Annotated in this window: 14 protein-coding genes, 4 tRNA genes and 5 rRNA genes; 6 read left to right on the top strand and 17 right to left on the bottom strand. The window is 39.5% G+C overall.

The genetic code is table 11. The annotated features are described in order from the left end of the window. Positions 1-27 precede the first annotated feature (27 nt). From PQ459_04710 to PQ459_04640, 15 genes are all read right to left on the bottom strand, one after another. Positions 28-2,784 (bottom strand): 23S ribosomal RNA (locus PQ459_04710). A 360-nt stretch (positions 2,785-3,144) separates the two neighbouring features. Continuing rightward, a tRNA-Ala gene (locus PQ459_04705) sits at positions 3,145-3,218 on the bottom strand. Between the two features lie 12 nt (positions 3,219-3,230). After that, a tRNA-Ile gene (locus PQ459_04700) sits at positions 3,231-3,304 on the bottom strand. A 182-nt stretch (positions 3,305-3,486) separates the two neighbouring features. Then, positions 3,487-5,004, bottom strand: a 16S ribosomal RNA gene (locus tag PQ459_04695). Positions 5,005-5,709: 705 nt separating this feature from the next. Beyond that, positions 5,710-5,967 carry a hypothetical protein gene (locus PQ459_04690; GenBank protein WDF47782.1) on the bottom strand — a complete coding sequence of 86 codons (258 nt, stop codon included), beginning with the start codon at positions 5,965-5,967 and terminating at the stop codon, positions 5,710-5,712. Positions 5,968-6,395: 428 nt separating this feature from the next. After that, positions 6,396-6,503: ribosomal RNA gene (gene rrf / locus PQ459_04685) — 5S ribosomal RNA — on the bottom strand. 184 nt (positions 6,504-6,687) lie between these two features. Next, positions 6,688-9,444: ribosomal RNA gene (locus PQ459_04680) — 23S ribosomal RNA — on the bottom strand. A 360-nt stretch (positions 9,445-9,804) separates the two neighbouring features. Beyond that, positions 9,805-9,878: transfer RNA gene (locus PQ459_04675), tRNA-Ala, on the bottom strand. Positions 9,879-9,890: 12 nt separating this feature from the next. Next, positions 9,891-9,964: transfer RNA gene (locus tag PQ459_04670), tRNA-Ile, on the bottom strand. Between the two features lie 182 nt (positions 9,965-10,146). Continuing rightward, positions 10,147-11,664, bottom strand: a 16S ribosomal RNA gene (locus PQ459_04665). Together the 16S, 23S and 5S rRNA genes with 4 tRNA genes alongside form the textbook arrangement of a ribosomal RNA operon. Positions 11,665-12,369: 705 nt before the next feature. Continuing rightward, the gene (locus PQ459_04660; GenBank protein WDF47781.1) at positions 12,370-13,110 is read right to left on the bottom strand and encodes a DUF3575 domain-containing protein; all 741 of its coding nucleotides are present in this window, start codon (positions 13,108-13,110) and stop codon (positions 12,370-12,372) included. A gap of 61 nt (positions 13,111-13,171) precedes the next feature. After that, positions 13,172-13,612 carry a heme-binding domain-containing protein gene (locus PQ459_04655; protein WDF47780.1) on the bottom strand — a complete coding sequence of 147 codons (441 nt, stop codon included), beginning with the start codon at positions 13,610-13,612 and terminating at the stop codon, positions 13,172-13,174. Then, positions 13,609-15,261, bottom strand: a complete 1,653-nt coding sequence (locus PQ459_04650) for an Ig-like domain-containing domain (GenBank protein WDF47779.1) — start codon at positions 15,259-15,261, stop codon at positions 13,609-13,611. The genes PQ459_04655 and PQ459_04650 overlap by 4 nt, the downstream gene beginning before the upstream one ends. Before the next feature lie 218 nt (positions 15,262-15,479). Beyond that, positions 15,480-16,640: a GlmU family protein gene (locus PQ459_04645; protein WDF47778.1), complete on the bottom strand. Its 1,161-nt coding sequence runs from the start codon at positions 16,638-16,640 to the stop codon at positions 15,480-15,482. A 156-nt stretch (positions 16,641-16,796) separates the two neighbouring features. Next, positions 16,797-17,048, bottom strand: coding sequence for a type B 50S ribosomal protein L31 (locus tag PQ459_04640; GenBank protein ID WDF47777.1), 252 nt, complete (start codon positions 17,046-17,048; stop codon positions 16,797-16,799). Positions 17,049-17,338: 290 nt separating this feature from the next. On the opposite strand from PQ459_04640, the gene PQ459_04635 reads away from it, so the two are divergent. The 6 genes from PQ459_04635 (at position 17,339) to PQ459_04610 (ending at position 22,432) form a co-directional block, all read left to right on the top strand. Continuing rightward, on the top strand, positions 17,339-18,085 hold the full coding sequence (locus PQ459_04635) for a hypothetical protein (GenBank protein WDF47776.1): 747 nt from the start codon (positions 17,339-17,341) through the stop codon (positions 18,083-18,085). A gap of 20 nt (positions 18,086-18,105) precedes the next feature. Beyond that, entirely contained in the window at positions 18,106-18,714 is a 609-nt protein-coding gene (locus PQ459_04630; GenBank protein ID WDF47775.1) for a hypothetical protein, read from the top strand. A gap of 38 nt (positions 18,715-18,752) precedes the next feature. Then, a complete protein-coding gene (locus PQ459_04625) occupies positions 18,753-19,460 on the top strand; it encodes a histidine kinase (protein ID WDF47774.1) in 708 nt (235 codons plus the stop codon). Positions 19,461-19,464: 4 nt separating this feature from the next. Further along, positions 19,465-20,145, top strand: a complete 681-nt coding sequence (locus PQ459_04620; GenBank protein ID WDF47773.1) for a response regulator transcription factor — start codon at positions 19,465-19,467, stop codon at positions 20,143-20,145. A gap of 86 nt (positions 20,146-20,231) precedes the next feature. After that, positions 20,232-20,576: a hypothetical protein gene (locus PQ459_04615; protein WDF47772.1), complete on the top strand. Its 345-nt coding sequence runs from the start codon at positions 20,232-20,234 to the stop codon at positions 20,574-20,576. A 353-nt stretch (positions 20,577-20,929) separates the two neighbouring features. Beyond that, positions 20,930-22,432 carry a T9SS type A sorting domain-containing protein gene (locus tag PQ459_04610; protein ID WDF47771.1) on the top strand — a complete coding sequence of 501 codons (1,503 nt, stop codon included), beginning with the start codon at positions 20,930-20,932 and terminating at the stop codon, positions 22,430-22,432. 39 nt (positions 22,433-22,471) lie between these two features. On the opposite strand, the gene PQ459_04605 is transcribed toward PQ459_04610, so the two are convergent. Next, positions 22,472-23,227 carry an enoyl-CoA hydratase/isomerase family protein gene (locus PQ459_04605; protein ID WDF47770.1) on the bottom strand — a complete coding sequence of 252 codons (756 nt, stop codon included), beginning with the start codon at positions 23,225-23,227 and terminating at the stop codon, positions 22,472-22,474. After that, positions 23,227-24,117: a hypothetical protein gene (locus PQ459_04600; GenBank protein WDF47769.1), complete on the bottom strand. Its 891-nt coding sequence runs from the start codon at positions 24,115-24,117 to the stop codon at positions 23,227-23,229. Before PQ459_04600 ends, PQ459_04605 begins: the two co-directional genes overlap by 1 nt.

Below are 24,117 nucleotides of genomic sequence, written 5' to 3'. Positions count from 1 at the left end.
TTGTGCAATTGAGCACTATGCCAATTAGGCAATAAATCTACGGGTAATTAGTACTACTCGGCTATGACATTACTGTCTTTACACCTATAGCCTATCAACGTCGTCATCTCCAACGACCCTTAAAAGATGTCTCATCTTGAGGCAGGTTTCGCACTTATATGCTTTCAGTGCTTATCCTTTCCAAACGTAGCTACTCAGCGGTGCACCTGGCGGTACAACTGATACACCAGAGGTTTGTTCAAATCGGTCCTCTCGTACTAGATTCAAGCCCTCTCAAACATCTAACGCCCGCAATAGATAGAGACCGAACTGTCTCACGACGTTCTGAACCCAGCTCGCGTGCCACTTTAATGGGCGAACAGCCCAACCCTTGGGACCTTCTCCAGCCCCAGGATGTGACGAGCCGACATCGAGGTGCCGAACCTCCCCGTCGATATGAGCTCTTGGGGGAGACTAGCCTGTTATCCCCGGAGTACCTTTTATCCTATGAGCGATGGCCCTTCCATACGGAACCACCGGATCACTATGTCCTGCTTTCGCACCTGATCGACTTGTAGGTCTCACAGTCAAGCACCCTTATGCCATTACACTCTACGCACGGTTACCAAGCGTGCTGAGGGTACCTTTGAAAGCCTCCGTTACTCTTTTGGAGGCGACCACCCCAGTCAAACTACCCACCACGCAATGTCCTTCTAAAAGAAGTTAGGCTCCAAGTAAGTAAAGGGTGGTATTTCAACGTTGACTCCACAAACACTAGCGTGCCTGCTTCAAAGTCTCCCACCTATCCTACACATTACTTACTCAAAGTCAATACGAAGTTATAGTAAAGGTTCACAGGGTCTTTTCGTCCCATTGCGGGTACTCGGCATCTTCACCGAGACTACAATTTCACAGAGCTCATGGTTGAGACAGTGCCCAGATCGTTACACCATTCGTGCAGGTCGGAACTTACCCGACAAGGAATTTCGCTACCTTAGGACCGTTATAGTTACGGCCGCCGTTTACTGGGGCTTCAGTCAAACGCTTCGCATTGCTGCTAACGCCCTTCCTTAACCTTCCAGCACCGGGCAGGTGTCAGACCCTATACAGCATCTTTCGATTTAGCAGAGTCCTGTGTTTTTGATAAACAGTCGCCTGGGCCTCTTCACTGCGGCCAGCATTGCTGCTGGCGTCTCTTCTTCCGAAGTTACGAGACTATTTTGCCTAGTTCCTTAACCATGATTCACTCTAGCACCTTAGGATTCTCTCCTCGACTACCTGTGTCGGTTTATGGTACGGGTTGCTTCACTTCGGCTTTTCTTGGAAGCACTTTCCTTACAGCAGCTTCGCCCGAAGGCTAGGCCTTGACTATTCCGTCAGTCTCCAGTAAGTACGGCACTCCGTCCCCTTTTTAGTGTGAGCAAGTTAGGGAATATTAACCCTATGTCCATCCACTACCCCTTTCGGGTTCGCGTTAGGTCCCGACTAACCCTCAGCTGATTAGCATGGCTGAGGAATCCTTAGTCTTTCGGTGAGCGGGTTTCTCGCCCGCTTTATCGTTACTTATGCCTACATTTTCTTTTCTATCCGCTCCACAATACCTCACGATACTGCTTCGGCGCAAATAGAATGCTCCCCTACCAGATGTACTAATGTACAAATCCATAGCTTCGGTAATATGCTTATGCCCGATTATTATCCATGCCGGACCGCTCGACTAGTGAGCTGTTACGCACTCTTTAAATGAATGGCTGCTTCCAAGCCAACATCCTAGCTGTCAATGCAGTCCAACCGCGTTATTTCAACTTAGCATATATTTTGGGACCTTAGCTGTTGGTCTGGGTTCTTTCCCTCTCGGACACGGACCTTAGCACCCGCGCCCTCACTGCTGAGAAACATTTATTAGCATTCGGAGTTTGTCAGGAATTGGTAGGATTTGACTCCCCCGCATCCAATCAGTAGCTCTACCTCTAATAAACTTGTCTCAACGCTGCACCTAAATGCATTTCGGGGAGTACGAGCTATCTCCCAGTTTGATTGGCCTTTCACCCCTACCCACAGGTCATCCGAAGACTTTTCAACGTCAACCGGTTCGGTCCTCCACTTTGTGTTACCAAAGCTTCAACCTGCCCATGGGTAGATCACAAGGTTTCGCGTCTAATCCTACTAACTAAGCGCCCTATTCAGACTCGCTTTCGCTCCGGCTCCGGACCTTAAGTCCTTAACCTCGCTAGTAAAATTAACTCGTAGGCTCATTATGCAAAAGGCACGCCGTCACCCAACTTGTGGGCTCCGACCGCTTGTAGGCGTACGGTTTCAGGTTCTATTTCACCCTTCTATTCGAAGTGCTTTTCACCTTTCCTTCACAGTACTAGTTCACTATCGGTCTTTCAGGAGTATTTAGCCTTGGAGGATGGTCCCCCCATATTCAGACAGGATTTCACGTGTCCCGCCCTACTCATTTATCATCCAAATATGCCTTTCATATACCGGGCTATCACCGTCTATGGCTGTTCTTTCCAGAACATTCTATTAAACATATAAAGACTTTTGGGCTAATCCGCTTTCGCTCGCCGCTACTTACGGAATCTCTTCGATTTCTTTTCCTCCGGGTACTTAGATGTTTCAGTTCTCCGGGTTTGCTCTCCTTGCGGAGTGACTGGTCTTCAACCAGCCGGGTTGCCCCATTCGGACATCTCGGGATCAATTCGTGTGTGCCGATCCCCCGAGCTTTTCGCAGCTTACCACGTCCTTCTTCGCCTCTGAAAGCCTAGGCATCCGCCATACGCCCTTAACGATTTCTTTCCTAATTATTAATTAGTTCAGTATTTTTATTGCTTGGTATCGCTACCAAGCGGTATTCTTATAAACTCAAGTGCTCAAGTGCACTCGGTTTTCTCTTTGTGATGTTCTTATCGTTAATGTCAATGATCTTTTATCTTCTTACTCAACTGATGAACAGATATTGTTTTTGGCTCTATCCGTAACTTTTAAATCAGTCTCGTAAAACAGTAATATATAAGAGAGTCGAACTCTTTACACTCAATAATGCATTCATTATTATAGTGCCGGACCCTATCGTCCATAAATCTTGTCTTTCGTAAATGTATAATCTTCTGTTCTTGTTACATCTCTGTAACTCTTTTTATTACTTTCCAGTAATTGTGGAGAATAAGGGAGTCGAACCCTTGACCTCCTGCGTGCAAGGCAGGCGCTCTAGCCAGCTGAGCTAATTCCCCTCTATTAATTAGTAGTCTCGGGCAGGCTCGAACTGCCGACCTCTACATTATCAGTGTAGCGCTCTAACCAGCTGAGCTACGAGACTCTTTATGAGTGATATTTGACGAATAATAAACGATTACTCTCTATCATTCTTCAAGATTCTCTATCTCTCTGTTCCCTCTTACTAATCTTTAGGGGTATATTGTTATATAAGCAACCAAAGTAAACCAAAGCTTTTTCAAGTATAAAAAACTTAATTTTGTTTATCGTCTAAAAGACGCTCTAAAATGAGATGTTCCAGCCGCACCTTCCGGTACGGCTACCTTGTTACGACTTAGCCCTAGTTACCTGTTTTACCCTAGGCAGCTCCTGTTACGGTCACCGACTTCAGGTACCCCAGACTTCCATGGCTTGACGGGCGGTGTGTACAAGGCCCGGGAACGTATTCACCGCGCCATGGCTGATGCGCGATTACTAGCGATTCCAGCTTCATAGAGTCGAGTTGCAGACTCCAATCCGAACTGAGACCAGCTTTCGAGATTCGCATCCAGTCACCTGGTAGCTGCCCTCTGTACTGGCCATTGTAGCACGTGTGTGGCCCAAGACGTAAGGGCCGTGATGATTTGACGTCATCCCCACCTTCCTCTCTACTTGCGTAGGCAGTCTCACTAGAGTCCTCAACTGAATGTTAGCAACTAGTGACAGGGGTTGCGCTCGTTGCAGGACTTAACCTAACACCTCACGGCACGAGCTGACGACAACCATGCAGCACCTTGAAAAATGTCCGAAGAAGGATCTATTTCTAAATCTGTCATTTCCCATTTAAGTCTTGGTAAGGTTCCTCGCGTATCATCGAATTAAACCACATGCTCCACCGCTTGTGCGGGCCCCCGTCAATTCCTTTGAGTTTCATTCTTGCGAACGTACTCCCCAGGTGGCTAACTTATCACTTTCGCTTAGTCTCTGAAGCGCAAGGCCCCAAAAACGAGTTAGCATCGTTTACGGCGTGGACTACCAGGGTATCTAATCCTGTTCGCTCCCCACGCTTTCGTCCATCAGCGTCAGTTAAGACTTGGTAACCTGCCTTCGCAATTGGTGTTCTAAGTAATATCTATGCATTTCACCGCTACACTACTTATTCCAGCTACCTCAATCTCACTCAAGACCCGCAGTATCAATGGCAGTTTCATAGTTAAGCTATGAGATTTCACCACTGACTTACGGATCCGCCTACGGACCCTTTAAACCCAATAAATCCGGATAACGCTTGCACCCTCCGTATTACCGCGGCTGCTGGCACGGAGTTAGCCGGTGCTTATTCATACTGTACCTTCAGCTACTTACACGTAAGTAGGTTTATCCCAGTATAAAAGAAGTTTACAACCCATAGGGCCTTAGTCCTTCACGCGGGATGGCTGGATCAGGCTCTCACCCATTGTCCAATATTCCTCACTGCTGCCTCCCGTAGGAGTCTGGTCCGTGTCTCAGTACCAGTGTGGGGGATCACCCTCTCAGGCCCCCTAAAGATCACTGACTTGGTGAGCCGTTACCTCACCAACTATCTAATCTTGCGCGTGCCCATCTCTATCCACCGGAGTTTTCAATATCTTACGATGCCGTAAAATATATTATGGGGTATTAATCTTCCTTTCGAAAGGCTATCCCCCAGATAAAGGCAGGTTGCACACGTGTTCCGCACCCGTGCGCCGCTCTCAAAGATCCGAAGATCTTCTACCGCTCGGCTTGCATGTGTTAGGCCTCCCGCTAGCGTTCATCCTGAGCCAGGATCAAACTCTCCATTGTATGTTTGTTTGTCCTTATACTCAAACTCAATTTAAAATTGACGCTTTGGTTTTCTTAATTTGGTTGTTATATGTTATGTCAATGAACTGCGTTCTGTTCGCTTCCTCAGGATTCTAATCTGTCATTGTTGACCCTGATTTGCGAGTGCAAAAGTAAAAAGTTTTTTCCAAACTACCAAAACTTTTTTAAAGTTTTTTTTCGTTACTCGAAAAGTGTTTTGATAATCTTTTAAACCGTTCTCCTACGCTTCCCAATCTCTCGATTTGGGTTTGCAAAGATAAAGTTTCCTTTTTAAACCTACAAGTCTTTTTTTTAATATTTAATACCCTTTACAAGTCTTAAAATATATCATTCCCTATAGGACTCCTGCGCTGCTCTTTCTTAAAGCGGTTGCAAAAATAGGAACTTTTTCCGACACCACAACTATATTCACAAATTTTAAACAAACATTTAAGTACCAAACTGGTTATCAGTGAGATTAATTTTAAATGAATAAGGGTACTAGTAGCAGCCCGTGTTTCTTATTAACGGACAAGAGTAATAGCAGAGTACTTTTATGAAAGTGAAAAAACAGTAAATAACTGCAAAATCGTAATTGTTTCGTTTTAAAATATCATCATAATCCGAAAACTAGCTGCCAAAGAAAAAGACAATCGATGAGGATTGTCTTTTTTAATATTATTATTTTAGAATTTAATTCTGATTTTAGAATCTGTAACCAAACGAAATTCCAGATCTTACGCCAAGCCACTTGGAATCCAAATCAATCACCGCACCGGAAGAGTCTGTGCTTACTTTATAATCAAATAAACTTATATCCAGGTCCTCTATATCCTGTTTCAGCTGGTTCTGCTCATATGGTGTAAGCGGACGGGACGATCTTCCTGTTATACTCCCACTAGCACCTCCATAATGACCGCCTATAAACCAAACATCCAAAACCCAATTGTCCTTCCTGCCCAACAACCACTGAGCTCCTATAAGTAATCCTATTATTCGAAGAAATCCTGCTTATAGATCTTATCTCTTTTTATTTAAATTATTGATACTGGAGACTTTTAGATCATATTAAGAATTATCATTCTTTTTTCACATTCGAAGAATGAAAGGAAACTTAATCAAAAACTATGGACTTCGAACTTGGAAATAAATTATTCTGTGCTATTTTGATTCAAGAAACAGTTAAGTTTAAGAAGTTCTGATATAAGCTTACCCTACTTTAAGGTAGATTTAAAGTATCATTAATGAGGTTTTACAAAATAATTAGATCTCATTAGCCATACAGAGTGTCATTAAAAAGTATCAATTTTATTCTATCTGGCTGGATTGATTTCTTTATTATAAAACAAAAAAAACTCCTTCATTCAATAAAGAATGAAGGAGTTAAAAAAAACTGGCGGCGACCTACTCTCCCGCTTTCGCAGTACCATCGGCGCTAGAGGGCTTAACTTCTGTGTTCGGAATGGGAACAGGTGAGCCCCTCTGCTAAAACCACCCTAAAGGTTGTTTTGTACAAAAGGATGTACAGTATATTTATATTATTGTATTTTGTATTAATGTAAATTGTATTCACAATGATTATAATCGTTAATACTTTTTACAGCTCTACATTTTACAATAATTATCGATAAAAACGTTCACAAAGAGAGAACCTTGTTGTGCAATTGAGCACTATGCCAATTAGGCAATAAATCTACGGGTAATTAGTACTACTCGGCTATGACATTACTGTCTTTACACCTATAGCCTATCAACGTCGTCATCTCCAACGACCCTTAAAAGATGTCTCATCTTGAGGCAGGTTTCGCACTTATATGCTTTCAGTGCTTATCCTTTCCAAACGTAGCTACTCAGCGGTGCACCTGGCGGTACAACTGATACACCAGAGGTTTGTTCAAATCGGTCCTCTCGTACTAGATTCAAGCCCTCTCAAACATCTAACGCCCGCAATAGATAGAGACCGAACTGTCTCACGACGTTCTGAACCCAGCTCGCGTGCCACTTTAATGGGCGAACAGCCCAACCCTTGGGACCTTCTCCAGCCCCAGGATGTGACGAGCCGACATCGAGGTGCCGAACCTCCCCGTCGATATGAGCTCTTGGGGGAGACTAGCCTGTTATCCCCGGAGTACCTTTTATCCTATGAGCGATGGCCCTTCCATACGGAACCACCGGATCACTATGTCCTGCTTTCGCACCTGATCGACTTGTAGGTCTCACAGTCAAGCACCCTTATGCCATTACACTCTACGCACGGTTACCAAGCGTGCTGAGGGTACCTTTGAAAGCCTCCGTTACTCTTTTGGAGGCGACCACCCCAGTCAAACTACCCACCACGCAATGTCCTTCTAAAAGAAGTTAGGCTCCAAGTAAGTAAAGGGTGGTATTTCAACGTTGACTCCACAAACACTAGCGTGCCTGCTTCAAAGTCTCCCACCTATCCTACACATTACTTACTCAAAGTCAATACGAAGTTATAGTAAAGGTTCACAGGGTCTTTTCGTCCCATTGCGGGTACTCGGCATCTTCACCGAGACTACAATTTCACAGAGCTCATGGTTGAGACAGTGCCCAGATCGTTACACCATTCGTGCAGGTCGGAACTTACCCGACAAGGAATTTCGCTACCTTAGGACCGTTATAGTTACGGCCGCCGTTTACTGGGGCTTCAGTCAAACGCTTCGCATTGCTGCTAACGCCCTTCCTTAACCTTCCAGCACCGGGCAGGTGTCAGACCCTATACAGCATCTTTCGATTTAGCAGAGTCCTGTGTTTTTGATAAACAGTCGCCTGGGCCTCTTCACTGCGGCCAGCATTGCTGCTGGCGTCTCTTCTTCCGAAGTTACGAGACTATTTTGCCTAGTTCCTTAACCATGATTCACTCTAGCACCTTAGGATTCTCTCCTCGACTACCTGTGTCGGTTTATGGTACGGGTTGCTTCACTTCGGCTTTTCTTGGAAGCACTTTCCTTACAGCAGCTTCGCCCGAAGGCTAGGCCTTGACTATTCCGTCAGTCTCCAGTAAGTACGGCACTCCGTCCCCTTTTTAGTGTGAGCAAGTTAGGGAATATTAACCCTATGTCCATCCACTACCCCTTTCGGGTTCGCGTTAGGTCCCGACTAACCCTCAGCTGATTAGCATGGCTGAGGAATCCTTAGTCTTTCGGTGAGCGGGTTTCTCGCCCGCTTTATCGTTACTTATGCCTACATTTTCTTTTCTATCCGCTCCACAATACCTCACGATACTGCTTCGGCGCAAATAGAATGCTCCCCTACCAGATGTACTAATGTACAAATCCATAGCTTCGGTAATATGCTTATGCCCGATTATTATCCATGCCGGACCGCTCGACTAGTGAGCTGTTACGCACTCTTTAAATGAATGGCTGCTTCCAAGCCAACATCCTAGCTGTCAATGCAGTCCAACCGCGTTATTTCAACTTAGCATATATTTTGGGACCTTAGCTGTTGGTCTGGGTTCTTTCCCTCTCGGACACGGACCTTAGCACCCGCGCCCTCACTGCTGAGAAACATTTATTAGCATTCGGAGTTTGTCAGGAATTGGTAGGATTTGACTCCCCCGCATCCAATCAGTAGCTCTACCTCTAATAAACTTGTCTCAACGCTGCACCTAAATGCATTTCGGGGAGTACGAGCTATCTCCCAGTTTGATTGGCCTTTCACCCCTACCCACAGGTCATCCGAAGACTTTTCAACGTCAACCGGTTCGGTCCTCCACTTTGTGTTACCAAAGCTTCAACCTGCCCATGGGTAGATCACAAGGTTTCGCGTCTAATCCTACTAACTAAGCGCCCTATTCAGACTCGCTTTCGCTCCGGCTCCGGACCTTAAGTCCTTAACCTCGCTAGTAAAATTAACTCGTAGGCTCATTATGCAAAAGGCACGCCGTCACCCAACTTGTGGGCTCCGACCGCTTGTAGGCGTACGGTTTCAGGTTCTATTTCACCCTTCTATTCGAAGTGCTTTTCACCTTTCCTTCACAGTACTAGTTCACTATCGGTCTTTCAGGAGTATTTAGCCTTGGAGGATGGTCCCCCCATATTCAGACAGGATTTCACGTGTCCCGCCCTACTCATTTATCATCCAAATATGCCTTTCATATACCGGGCTATCACCGTCTATGGCTGTTCTTTCCAGAACATTCTATTAAACATATAAAGACTTTTGGGCTAATCCGCTTTCGCTCGCCGCTACTTACGGAATCTCTTCGATTTCTTTTCCTCCGGGTACTTAGATGTTTCAGTTCTCCGGGTTTGCTCTCCTTGCGGAGTGACTGGTCTTCAACCAGCCGGGTTGCCCCATTCGGACATCTCGGGATCAATTCGTGTGTGCCGATCCCCCGAGCTTTTCGCAGCTTACCACGTCCTTCTTCGCCTCTGAAAGCCTAGGCATCCGCCATACGCCCTTAACGATTTCTTTCCTAATTATTAATTAGTTCAGTATTTTTATTGCTTGGTATCGCTACCAAGCGGTATTCTTATAAACTCAAGTGCTCAAGTGCACTCGGTTTTCTCTTTGTGATGTTCTTATCGTTAATGTCAATGATCTTTTATCTTCTTACTCAACTGATGAACAGATATTGTTTTTGGCTCTATCCGTAACTTTTAAATCAGTCTCGTAAAACAGTAATATATAAGAGAGTCGAACTCTTTACACTCAATAATGCATTCATTATTATAGTGCCGGACCCTATCGTCCATAAATCTTGTCTTTCGTAAATGTATAATCTTCTGTTCTTGTTACATCTCTGTAACTCTTTTTATTACTTTCCAGTAATTGTGGAGAATAAGGGAGTCGAACCCTTGACCTCCTGCGTGCAAGGCAGGCGCTCTAGCCAGCTGAGCTAATTCCCCTCTATTAATTAGTAGTCTCGGGCAGGCTCGAACTGCCGACCTCTACATTATCAGTGTAGCGCTCTAACCAGCTGAGCTACGAGACTCTTTATGAGTGATATTTGACGAATAATAAACGATTACTCTCTATCATTCTTCAAGATTCTCTATCTCTCTGTTCCCTCTTACTAATCTTTAGGGGTATATTGTTATATAAGCAACCAAAGTAAACCAAAGCTTTTTCAAGTATAAAAAACTTAATTTTGTTTATCGTCTAAAAGACGCTCTAAAATGAGATGTTCCAGCCGCACCTTCCGGTACGGCTACCTTGTTACGACTTAGCCCTAGTTACCTGTTTTACCCTAGGCAGCTCCTGTTACGGTCACCGACTTCAGGTACCCCAGACTTCCATGGCTTGACGGGCGGTGTGTACAAGGCCCGGGAACGTATTCACCGCGCCATGGCTGATGCGCGATTACTAGCGATTCCAGCTTCATAGAGTCGAGTTGCAGACTCCAATCCGAACTGAGACCAGCTTTCGAGATTCGCATCCAGTCACCTGGTAGCTGCCCTCTGTACTGGCCATTGTAGCACGTGTGTGGCCCAAGACGTAAGGGCCGTGATGATTTGACGTCATCCCCACCTTCCTCTCTACTTGCGTAGGCAGTCTCACTAGAGTCCTCAACTGAATGTTAGCAACTAGTGACAGGGGTTGCGCTCGTTGCAGGACTTAACCTAACACCTCACGGCACGAGCTGACGACAACCATGCAGCACCTTGAAAAATGTCCGAAGAAGGATCTATTTCTAAATCTGTCATTTCCCATTTAAGTCTTGGTAAGGTTCCTCGCGTATCATCGAATTAAACCACATGCTCCACCGCTTGTGCGGGCCCCCGTCAATTCCTTTGAGTTTCATTCTTGCGAACGTACTCCCCAGGTGGCTAACTTATCACTTTCGCTTAGTCTCTGAAGCGCAAGGCCCCAAAAACGAGTTAGCATCGTTTACGGCGTGGACTACCAGGGTATCTAATCCTGTTCGCTCCCCACGCTTTCGTCCATCAGCGTCAGTTAAGACTTGGTAACCTGCCTTCGCAATTGGTGTTCTAAGTAATATCTATGCATTTCACCGCTACACTACTTATTCCAGCTACCTCAATCTCACTCAAGACCCGCAGTATCAATGGCAGTTTCATAGTTAAGCTATGAGATTTCACCACTGACTTACGGATCCGCCTACGGACCCTTTAAACCCAATAAATCCGGATAACGCTTGCACCCTCCGTATTACCGCGGCTGCTGGCACGGAGTTAGCCGGTGCTTATTCATACTGTACCTTCAGCTACTTACACGTAAGTAGGTTTATCCCAGTATAAAAGAAGTTTACAACCCATAGGGCCTTAGTCCTTCACGCGGGATGGCTGGATCAGGCTCTCACCCATTGTCCAATATTCCTCACTGCTGCCTCCCGTAGGAGTCTGGTCCGTGTCTCAGTACCAGTGTGGGGGATCACCCTCTCAGGCCCCCTAAAGATCACTGACTTGGTGAGCCGTTACCTCACCAACTATCTAATCTTGCGCGTGCCCATCTCTATCCACCGGAGTTTTCAATATCTTACGATGCCGTAAAATATATTATGGGGTATTAATCTTCCTTTCGAAAGGCTATCCCCCAGATAAAGGCAGGTTGCACACGTGTTCCGCACCCGTGCGCCGCTCTCAAAGATCCGAAGATCTTCTACCGCTCGGCTTGCATGTGTTAGGCCTCCCGCTAGCGTTCATCCTGAGCCAGGATCAAACTCTCCATTGTATGTTTGTTTGTCCTTATACTCAAACTCAATTTAAAATTGACGCTTTGGTTTTCTTAATTTGGTTGTTATATGTTATGTCAATGAACTGCGTTCTGTTCGCTTCCTCAGGATTCTAATCTGTCATTGTTGACCCTGATTTGCGAGTGCAAAAGTAAAAAGTTTTTTCCAAACTACCAAAACTTTTTTAAAGTTTTTTTTCGTTACTCGAAAAGTGTTTTGATAATCTTTTAAACCGTTCTCCTACGCTTCCCAATCTCTCGATTTGGGTTTGCAAAGATAAAGTTTCCTTTTTAAACCTACAAGTCTTTTTTTTAATATTTAATACCCTTTACAAGTCTTAAAATATATCATTCCCTATAGGACTCCTGCGCTGCTCTTTCTTAAAGCGGTTGCAAAAATAGGAACTTTTTCCGACACCACAACTATATTCACAAATTTTAAACAAACATTTAAGTACCAAACTGGTTATCAGTGAGATTAATTTTAAATGAATAAGGGTACTAGTAGCAGCCCGTGTTTCTTATTAACGGACAAGAGTAATAGCAGAGTACTTTTATGAAAGTGAAAAAACAGTAAATAACTGCAAAATCGTAATTGTTTCGTTTTAAAATATCATCATAATCCGAAAACTAGCTGCCAAAGAAAAAGACAATCGATGAGGATTGTCTTTTTTAATATTATTATTTTAGAATTTAATTCTGATTTTAGAATCTGTAACCAAACGAAATTCCAGATCTTACGCCAAGCCACTTGGAATCCAAATCAATCACCGCACCGGAAGAGTCTGTGCTTACTTTATAATCAAATAAACTTATATCCAGGTCCTCTATATCCTGTTTCAGCTGGTTCTGCTCATATGGTGTAAGCGGACGGGACGATCTTCCTGTTATACTCCCACTAGCACCTCCATAATGACCGCCTATAAACCAAACATCCAAAACCCAATTGTCCTTCCTGCCCAACAACCACTGAGCTCCTATAAGTAATCCTAGATTATTAGAATTAGTCTTGCCATTAAAAGAAATTGGGATTTTACTATTCCCACTAGCAATTGGATCTTCTGATGTATATCGGTAAGTAAGATTGTCTATATTAAAATGAGAATATCTGTAGTAAGGTGCCACATAAAATCCGTGACCGTAGCCTTTACCAAGATAAAATCTAGGTTCTATGGTAAGATTGCTTCCTCCTAATTTTATATTGTCAACATTCTCGTCTTTGATTACTTCATCAATTAATGGTACTTGTCCACCTGGTATGAAGCCGTATGAAACCTGGACGGAGAATCTTTTGGTAATAAGCCTTTCATAAGCGAACTGATAATTGCGGAATGCAATAGATGTAAGGTTCATCTTTACGAGATTCATCTTTTCCTGGTCATCTCTTTGTTGTGCATTAGCAATAAATGAACAAATAAAGGATAATGTAATTAATAGCCTTTTCATAACTTAGATTTTTTCAAATATATAAAATAATTGACTTATTAGTAAGAATAATATTTTAAAATTACTTAATTGATTGATTCAGAAAGTAATCTTGCAATGCTTTCCTTTGATTGGTCGTCAAATTAGCTTCTGGGTGATAACTTATATAGGAAGGTAATGGCATCTGCAAATCCCGGACAGTGGCTATGGTTTTCTCAATCGCATTTTGTTTGATGTCCTTATTGTAAGAACCCCACTCAGAAAAGTTGAGATGTTTCCGTCCGTCATTGATATGATCTTTTATCGTCCAAGAAATTGGAGCAACGTAAGCATAATTAGGATATGTGGTTTCGTTGGAATGACAATCGTAGCAGGCATTCTTCAAAATTGTTTTTATATTCTCCGGCGTTTCGTTGATATCAACAAAATTATCTTTTTTATTGACTGCCTTATTTACCCTGTCAACTGGAATTAGCTGAATTCCTAAAAATACGACAGCAATCCAAAAAATTATCTTTTTCAATTTGCTGGCTGCTCTTCTAAATTAAGATCCCAATTTTCATTGATTTCCCACATTGGACGGATATTAATCTTGCTCATCACTTCTTTTTCTCCAGCTTTTTTGAACAAATAGACATCTTCGGCAATGGCTTCTGTTGCAAAATCAGAACTATCCCAGATTCCGTTTTCATTATTATCAACCAAAATTCTTAATTTGTAGCTTCCTGGTTTTAGATTTATGAATTTCACGTCTGCCTGATTGGTGTACTGTTGGTAGGCAGGTTCATTTTTATCATCCAATAATTGAATCCAAAACTTCTGTACAGGAACATTTTTTATGTGCGCGGAAAAACTACCGAAATCTTCCAGTTTTGAAACTTCAAAATCGAAACGCACACTTTCGCTGGATCTGTTATAAAAGGAGCTCAATGTGTTTTTTGGGACTGTCAGCTGATACTTTTTTCCGATGACGAAATTTGATTTGACGATAACCTGTGTAGAATCCAATTCAGAAATACTGGCTGTGAAGTTTTGAGAGATACTGTCGGACACCAATTTCCAATTTTCCGGTTGAATCCTGGTAATAATGTAATTTGATGAAAATCTAAAATCTGTCTCAGGTGCCAATTTATTTGAAAACGGATTTGAAATCGTCATATCTTCTTTTGTCGGTTTTTTGTAAAAGATAGAAACCGTGTCTTGCTTGGAACCTGTATCATACGAGAATCTTAAGTTCTCACTTACGCTTGCTCCTATGTTTTCCTTGGCTGCATCAAACCAGATTTTCACAGAATCCGATTTAGATTTATGGGTGATTTTGTAATCTGCCGGTTTTTCTCCTACGGTTTTAGCAATTACTTTGTCGGGATTTCCGTCGAATGTCATCAGAACACCTCCCGTAGAAACAGACATTTCTTTGTATTTAACTTCTTTTTTGGAAGGAAATGCTTTTAATTTTAATCCAGAGATACTTGCCTGAAGGTCGATCACTTCTTTTTGAAATGCCACATTTTCTTTTCCCGTATCGTAAATCGAGTTTGAATTCTCATCATCAAAACCAACAATTCTGTACTTTCCTGGAGTCAAATAATTTAATTCAAAATAACCATCTGCGTCTGCCTTTGAAATGTAATATGGTTTTTGACGATAATTCATCGTGTCTTTTACCTGATAAAGCCCAATGACAAGATTTTTCTCTTTACCTTCATTATTCTTTTCATTTCCTAAAGCATCGGAAATGGTTCCGCTGATGTAGAGATCATCCAACTTTTCACCTGTAGAAAATGCAAAATTGAAATAAGGCAAAACATTACTTTCATTGAGATCTACAATCGAGTTCCCAAAATTGAAATTATAAGTTGTATTGGCCTGAAGCGTATCTTTCCATTGTATTTCCAAATATCTGTTTCCTGTAGCTGAAGGAATAATCTTGGAATACTGAATCGGCGGGGAAATGATAAGATTTCTGCCCACGTCTTTCAAAGTGATATATTCATCAAAATCAATTCTGAGCTTTTTGATATCTCTTTGAACATTGATTCTCGTTGTATCGATATTTGACCCAATCATTTTTGGTGGAATTGAATCTTTGTCACCGCCAATAGGCGAACCAACTCTGGCACAACTTACCAAAACCAACGATGCAAAAAGCCAAAGAAGAAACTGCTTCATTATTATATATAGATGTTTGAAGTTAGATTTCAGATATTAGACCAAAATCTCAATCAGCAAAAATAAGCAAACTAAAGAAATGTTGCTATTTAAAATATTTTAAAACACAAAGTCTACAAATATTTCGAAATGACCGGAAAGATTTTAAGGCACAAAGTGTTTTAACTTTCTCAAATTTTTGAATTCTCTAGTTTAAATAAAAAAATGAGTTTTAAAAATTAAAACTCATTATAGATATGTTTCAGAATGTCTTTGTCAGCTTCGGTCAACGGGATTTTTCTGCGTTCCATTGCTTTTTCTGCCACCTCATAGGATTTGTCCAATCGGAATTTTTCGTCACCTTTCATTCCGCCCCAAGAAAAACTATCAACAAGATTTGGTGGGAAACCGGATTTGAAAATATTCGAAGCAACACCAACGGTAGTTCCTGTGTTAAGTTGCGTATTAATGGCTGTTTTAGAATGATCGCCCATAATCAATCCACAAAATTGCAAGCCTGTGTCCAGAAATCTCTCTTTCCTGTAATTCCAAAGTTTGACAGAGGCATAATTATTTTTTAGGTTTGATGAATTCGTATCTGCGCCCAGGTTACACCACTCTCCTATTACTGAATTTCCTAAGAATCCATCGTGGCCTTTATTTGAATAGCCGAAGATCACAATATTATTAACTTCGCCGCCAACTTTGGAATGTGGACCAATCGTAGTTCCACCGTAAAGCTTGGTCCCGAGATTGATTTTTGAATCCTCGCAAAGAGCCAATGAACCTCGGATATTAGAGCCTTCCATTATTTCGGCATTTTTTCCTACATAGATTTTTCCGGTTTTGCAATTAAGCGTTGAAAATTCTACAACTGCTCCTTCTTCAATGAACAGATTTTCTTTTTCCCCGATGAATCCGTTGGTTGAAGATAATTCTTGAGACGTTTTTCCTCTCGTTACCAATTCAAAATCGAAATTGATGGCGAAATCATTATGAGAAAAGATGTCGGTCAGTTTTTCTATAAATAATAATTTCTCCGTGATATCAGTCATTTTATTGATCTGATTCAGAGAAAAATTATCCATATTGATATTAGCGACAAGAACTTCGTTATCATAAACCAAAGCTTCACCTGGCTGAAGTTCTTTGATCTGCTTCAAAACCTCATCTGATGGGAAAAAGTTAGGAACGATGAAAAGACTTTGCTTCGGTTCCGGTTTCCTGAATTTTTCCTGCAGGTAATTTTCCGTGATATAGAAAACCTCATCTATATCAAGAAGTTTTTTCCATCTTTCCGAAAAAGTCAGGATTCCCATTCGCATTTCTGCAACTGGTCTTGTAAAAGTGAGTGGAAGGAAATCTTCCCAATATTGTGCGTCTGAAAAAACGAGTTGCATTTTTGTTGGATGTTAGTTGTTAGATGTCAGATGTTAGACAGAAGCAGAAAAAATGTAATTTCAAACTTCTAAAGTTCAACTTCTAAGGAAGCAAAAATAACAAAAAAACCTCTCGGAAATCCGAAAGGTTTTGATTTTTATAAAAATTGGCTAAGATTATTTAGCGAATTTTTTGTATTTGTTCATGAATTTGTCTACTCTACCAGCAGTATCAACCAATTTAGTTTTACCTGTGTAGAAAGGGTGAGAAGTAGAAGAGATCTCCATTTTGATCAATGGGTATTCTGTTCCTTCGAATTCGATAGTATCTTTTGTATCAGCAGTAGATTTGCAAAGGAAAGTCTCCTCGTTACTCATATCTTTGAAAACTACCAATCTATAGTTACTTGGGTGGATATCTTTTTTCATTTTCAGAAGTTTTAAAATTATTGTTTAAATATATGAGCATCGGACTAATGGATCCAGCAACTCTGGTTTTGAGGATGCAAAAATAGGAAAACTTTTTTATTCTGCAAATTTTTATCCTCTAATAATAGAAAAAAGTCAAAGAAAAGCGACGCAACACATTATGACAGAAAATTAACCTAGGTTAATTAATTATTATTTTTGATACATATTCATCAATAATTGTTTATTAATATGAATTTTATAGAATAGTTTCTTTATTTTTATCCCAAACTAAAAATATTGAAAATCCTATGGCAATCTTGACCTATGAGAATTATACCACAGCCGTAAAAAGTTGGGCAGAGGTAAAATCTAATTATTCTGATATACAAAAAGTTATATCTCCGGAAAAAGTCTTCATCCTATCACGCGAACAGATCGAATGGTTTGATAAAGAAAATGAAGCTGAAACGTATTTCCGTGCAGACATCGGAGTTTGGGAAGACAATTTGGTAATGATTCTCACACCGAGAACCAACGCAGGCGACGTAAAAACATTAGAAAATTACGAATTCTGCCCGCTGCAATTCTTGGAAAATGATCTTACATTAAAACAGACCAAAATTTATACAGTAACCAGCACTTATACCCTGACCAAAGACTTAAGCAAAGGCAAGGAAGATTCTGATATGGACTTCCCTCTAATGAATGCGCCTGTGACAGGACAAATAAAAGCTGTGGAAGAAATAGAATCCTGGAAAGAAAATGCAATGGATTATTTGCAACGTGAATCCTTTGAATTTAAAGGACAGAGGATTTTTCAAAGTTTCTATATCCCAAAAGCCGATCTTTTGCATAATAAAGAAAACACGCACGACATTGTTTGCGTTTTTGGATTCAAATATTCTGAGGTGTATCAAAGATTGTTGGCAACGTTAATTTTCATAAGCAATGAAAATGGTGTTGGTTTCGGAGCACCAGGTGCGGTTTATGCGGTGCAAGCCGATCCGAATAACACTTATGACTGGTCCAAGCCAGAACCTCCTTACAATCCTTAAGTGAAAAATCCGTAATTCTTGTGGAACATTTTTTTAAGATTACTGGAAATTTGGCAGATATCTTTATGGGTATCGCCCTTATTTTTGCAGTATTAAAATTCAACCTATTTAATAAAAAAGAAAAATGGTATATCTATTATGCCATTTTCGTTTTTTGTATTGAAATGCTATTATTTTTCAAAATAAAATGGAAAAATGAAATCTTATATCCAATTTATATTTCTGGAGAGTTTTTTCTAATGACCGGAATATTTATCAAAAAGCTTAATCTAAAAAATTATTATTTAATCTTTACTGGAACTTTGAGTTTACTGATCTTATGTTTAAGTCAAATATTACCTCATTTTGAAAATGATTATTCCAAGGCAATCTCAAACTTAGTCATAGTTTCTTTTATTGCTTTTTCATTAATTCAGGAAATTAAAAATTACAGAGATAGAAGTAATTTTTTGTTTATAGATGCTATGGCATTCTTATATTACACCGTCAGTATTTTTATATTTATTTTCCAACATCAACTCGTGACATTCGATCCCAATTATTTCTATATTTTCTGGATCATTAACAATACTTTATTGGCTATTTTTTATTTTACATTTTTATACACTTTTTTCAAATTAAAGAAATAAAACTCAATATCGTCTTTTTGGTTGTGCTGATTCTAGTTTTGATAATCATCATATCCTTTATATTATTAGCTTACAGAACCTTTATCCAAAGAATCATTCAGGAAAAAGACGCTCAGTTCCAAGCTGAGTTGGAATATCAGACACAGCTGACCTTGGAAAATATAAAAGGACAGGAAGATGAGCGAAAAAGAATTGCCATCACCGTGCACGATGATATTGGGAACAGGCTAAATATTCTTTCTCTATGGCTCAATAATCTGGAACCGGAAAATCAGGAAGCTTCCAAGAAAGTCATTAATTCTCAAATTACGGAACTAATAGATTCTACAAGAAACATTTCTCATTCACTTTATCCAGTGAATCTAGAGAAGCTTGGACTCGTTTTGTACTTACAGGAATTGGTAACCAATCTTTCTTACAGACTTAATTTGTCCTTATATATAGACAACAGATACGAAAGAAAGGATATTTTCACAGAAGTGCAGATTTATCGGGTCATTCAGGAATTCACGAGCAATGTAATCAAACATTCTACTGCGGATGAAGTTTCGGTTTATATCAGAAAACATCACAAATGTTTGACAATGATTATTACTGATAATGGACAAAGTTTCGATTACAAAACGGCTGGCAAAGGAATGGGACTTAAAAATATAGAATCCAGAATCGCCTCTGTGAAAGGCATCTACAAATGGAAAAACAAAATCGGAAAAGGTAGCCGAATCATTATTAATATCCCTTTATAAAATTATGAGCAGAAATATAAAACTTGTTTTGGTTGATGATGAGCAACTCATTTTGGAAGGCATCAAAATGTTGCTTTCTGCACAAAAGCATATTTCAGTCGATTTTATGGCAACTGGCGGCGCAGAACTTTTAGCACATTTTGAAACCCTGGCAAAAGATGACTTTCCCGACATCGCAATGATAGATGTACAGATGCAGCCAATGGATGGATTTGAATTGGTGGAAATTCTAAAAAAAAATTATCCCGATCTAAAGATCATTATCCTATCCTCTCATTACAAAAGCAGCGTTTTGGGTTATATGGTAAAATTGGGTGTATCGGCTTTCCTTCCTAAAAATTCCGATAAGAAGACTTTTATAGAAGCCATAGAAATGGTGGATCAAAACGGAATGTACTTCACCAAAGAAGACCACCAGATGCTGCTCTCTTACATGAATACGCCTGCGCGCAAAAAGTCGCTATTTGATAACGAAGAAACACTTTCCAACAGGGAAATAGATGTGGTGAAACTGATCTGTCAGGAAAAAACCAATCAGGAGATTGCAGACATTTTGTTCCTTAGTCCAAGAACTGTGGAAAGCCACCGCCAAAGAATCCTGGATAAAATTGGTGCAAAAAACACAGTGGGAATCGTAATCTATGCAGTGATTAATAATATCCACTCTGTTCCTATCAAATTGTAGTTTTCGAAAATTCAGTATTTCTACGCTATGGCAATCTTACCAATTGTTATTTCTTTGAATGAAGAAAATCGAAAACCATTAGCGCGATGTCTCAACCAATAGAAATAGTCAACTCTACAGATCATATCATAAAAGGCGAAGTCACATATATGACAATCTTCTGTGCCAGTCATTACTTTTTTGTGAAACCAAACTCTACCTGGAGATCAGAAAAACGAGGAATCTGTCCAATCGTAGAAGTCTCCGCTGAAATCAGGAACTCAAGAGGTATCTTCATAGCAAAACCTTATTATTCTGTTGGAACCACCCACAGCAGATTCGAAGTGGTGGAGCTACGTGAGAATGTTTTCAAGGTTGTGCGAATGAGAAACGCAAAAGTTGAGAAACAGATGCTTTTGAAATCTTACGAACATTCTTTTGTAGAACATTAATAAAATAACCTATTCATATTTTTTCTAAGTCTCATCAATTATTTGGTAAGGCTTTTTTTTATCGAAAACTCAGAATCCGTAGAAATACGCAATCTCCAAATTGGTAATTTCCACGCTACCGAAACATCCTACATCTATTTACTTTTGTATTATCAATAAACGAACACAAGCAAACACAATAAAGGTTCTAAAAACAAACAACGATGAGAACTCATTTTGAAATTTAATTAGAGTTAGTTAATTTGATTTCCGAATGAAAACTAAACCGCCTTCCGGATTGGGAAGGTGGTTTTTGTTTTGATGACAAAAATTAAAAAAAAATACTATTTTCGCCATCTAAAAATAACTAATCAATGAAAACCATTTTTACATTCTTAGCTGTAATTGTATCTTTTACAATTTCTTCTCAAATTATAAATATTCCTGATGCTAATTTTAAAGCTTATCTCGTTGGGAATCCTGAAATCAATATAAATGGTGATAGCGAAATACAGTTATTTGAAGCTAACAATTTTACAGGCGAGATTGATTGTCAGGGCAGAAATATCTTAGACTTAACAGGAATCAAACATTTCACACAACTGACAGCACTAAACTGTACATCAAATAAACTGACGCAATTAGATTTATCTAACAACCTAATGCTAAATACTTTGGAGTGTACATTTAATAAATTGACCTCTCTAGATATTTCTAAAAATCAATTATTAAAACAATTAATATGCGTGGGAAACGAGTTAGAAAATCTGGACCTGTCAAAAAATGCGCCGCTGAACTATGTAAACTGTGCAGTCAATAAATTAACTACTTTGGATGTCTCAAAGAACATCAATTTAAACTTTTTGGATGCTTCGGTTAATATGCTTTCCGAATTAGATGTTTCTAAAAACACCGGACTATACCTACTGCATTTTAGTAGTAATCAAATTCATAATATTGATTTATCAAACAATTTAATTTTAATGAGTCTGGACTGTTCCGCAAATCCTATTTCTAATCTGAATCTGGAAAATAATCTTGGTCTAACAAGTCTTTCTTGTTCTAATATTCTTATGAACAACTTTGATATTTCAAAAAAGACTGAATTAAAATATTTTTCTTGTAGGTCTAATAATTTGGAATCATTGGACATATCAAATAATACTAAATTACAAACAATAGATTGCCGAAACAACAAACTTTTTCAATTGGACACGTCAAACAATCCTTTATTACAGGATTTGTATATTTCCGCAAATCAAATCACAACATTAGACTTCTCGAAAAATTTAAATTTGGAGCAGATACACTGTGACAAGAACAAACTAGTTAACCTTGATTTGTCCAAAAATTTGAACCTTACAGTACTCTGGTGTTCTGAGAATCAAATAAAAAATTTAGATCTTTCGAAAAATGAAAAATTGACTAATATAGATTGTGAAAAAAATAATTTAACAAGTCTAAACCTTAAAAACAATCACAATTCTCTTATTTTTCCAACAAATGACTACAGTTACAGAGTATTTAGTACCCTCAACAATACCGAGCTTAAATGTATTCTTGTGGACGATGTTAATTATTCTAATACCTATTGGATAAACAAGGACAGCTGGACAAGCTTTAATACGAACTGCCTCTTAGCAGTAAATGATACTAAGAAAAATGCAATCCAAATCTATCCAAATCCTGTAAAAGATAAATTCAGTATTAATAGTGATGAGAAAATAGAATCAGTAGAAATCTATTCCCAAACAGGACAACTTCTGAAAACTGCAAAATCCAAAGAAGTCAATATTTCTAATCTTTCAAAAGGAAATTACCTTGTAAAAATAAAAACAAACAAAGAGAATATCACTCAGAAAATCATCAAAGAATAAAACGAAAGCCTTTCAAATTTGAAAGGCTTTTTTTGGTAATTATTTATTTTTAAACTGATTGATTGCATTAATAGTAAACTCCGACAGAACCAGTTGTCCGCTTACTGCTGCACGCTCCGTCAAAAGATGGTCCCAGTGGTCCGTTCCTTTCCAAAGAATATTTTTCAATTCGAACATCGCTTCCGGATTTGAAGCTGCCAATTTCTCTGCCAAGATTTGAATTTCAGCATCCATTTCCTCCGTCGTTTCGTACATATCTTGGAACATATTTTTTTCTCTCGCCCATTCAGCGGAATAAAACTCTGTCGCATTGATGGCCAATTGCGCAAAAGCCGAAGTTCCGATTTTCTTTTCTACAACGGGTCCAATCACGAAAGGTCCAATTCCGACCGCCAACTCGCTCAACTTGACCGAAGCGTTTTCCGTTGCAAAAGTGTAATCTGCCGCACACGCGATTCCAACACCACCGCCAACCGCTTTTCCGTGGATTCTGGCGATGATGAGTTTAGGGGATTTTCGCATCGCGTTGATGACATTGGCAAATCCTGAGAAAAAAGTTTTCCCAGTGTCGAAGTCTTGAATGGAAATCAGTTCGTCGAAAGATGCGCCTGCACAAAAGGCTTTTTCGCCACCACTTTTTAGGATGATGACTTTTGCATCTTCATTTTGTCCAAGATTATTGATTTCTTCTACCAGATTTTTAAGTTGCGAACTCGGCATCGAGTTGCTTTGTGGATGGAAAAACTCGATGGTTCCTATTCCGTTTTCTATGGTTGATTTTACGTATGCGTTCATTATTTTAATTTCATTAATATTTCCAAAAGTGGCGAAAGTTTTGTTTCGGGATTTATTTGGTCATTATTCCAAAAACTCATTACACAGCTCACATTTCTGTTTCTAACATTTTCTGCAACATAAAATATAGTCAGAGATTTGCCACCGGACATCCCAGCCAAAGCAGATGTTACTCCTGTAAAGTCATAAACCACTTTTTTAGCTTTTGTTGCAACATTTTCAAAATCAACATCAATTACTTCTTCAGAAATAACTTTGCCGCCTTTTCTTGATTTTGTAATATTCAATTGATTGTCAATGGCTTCTTTGGCATCGTCCAAGGTTTTATGAATAGACCAGTTCATTTCGCCAAGATATGGACATTGAACAGTATTTAGAAATGTCCAGTAACAATTATTATCCAATTCAATATTTCGTCCAGCAAAATTGATTGAGTTAATTTTCATTGGGACAAAATTCTCTGCTGCAATTTTATTTTCAATAATTAGATTTATCAGTTTCTCCTCGGTATCTTTATCTGTCTTTCCGTTTTTGATAAACCATATAACCGTAATTTTCTTATTGTTATTTTCTACAAAATAATAGTTATTAGTTTGAAAGTTATTCTCCGAAATTTTCTGCTGCTTGGATACAAACAAATTATTTTTTGCTACTTGCTCATCTTTTGTTTTAGTATCCGAATCAGAAATCTGGTGTTTCTTTAAAACTTTTTTCAATCCCTTTTCATCAAAAACATTATTGAAGTCTTCGCTTGTAACACTATAACCATCGATATTATACCAAATTTTACCATTGTTATTGAGTGCAGATAGTCTTCCCAAAATATCATTTTCCTGAGAAAAACAGACAGTAAAAAACACAATAAAAAAAGTGAGAAATATTTTTTTCAT

It is taken from the genome of Chryseobacterium sp. KACC 21268 (genome assembly GCA_028736075.1).
Taxonomy (GTDB): Bacteria; Bacteroidota; Bacteroidia; order Flavobacteriales; family Weeksellaceae; genus Epilithonimonas.
This window is presented reverse-complemented; position numbering and strand designations above follow the sequence as displayed.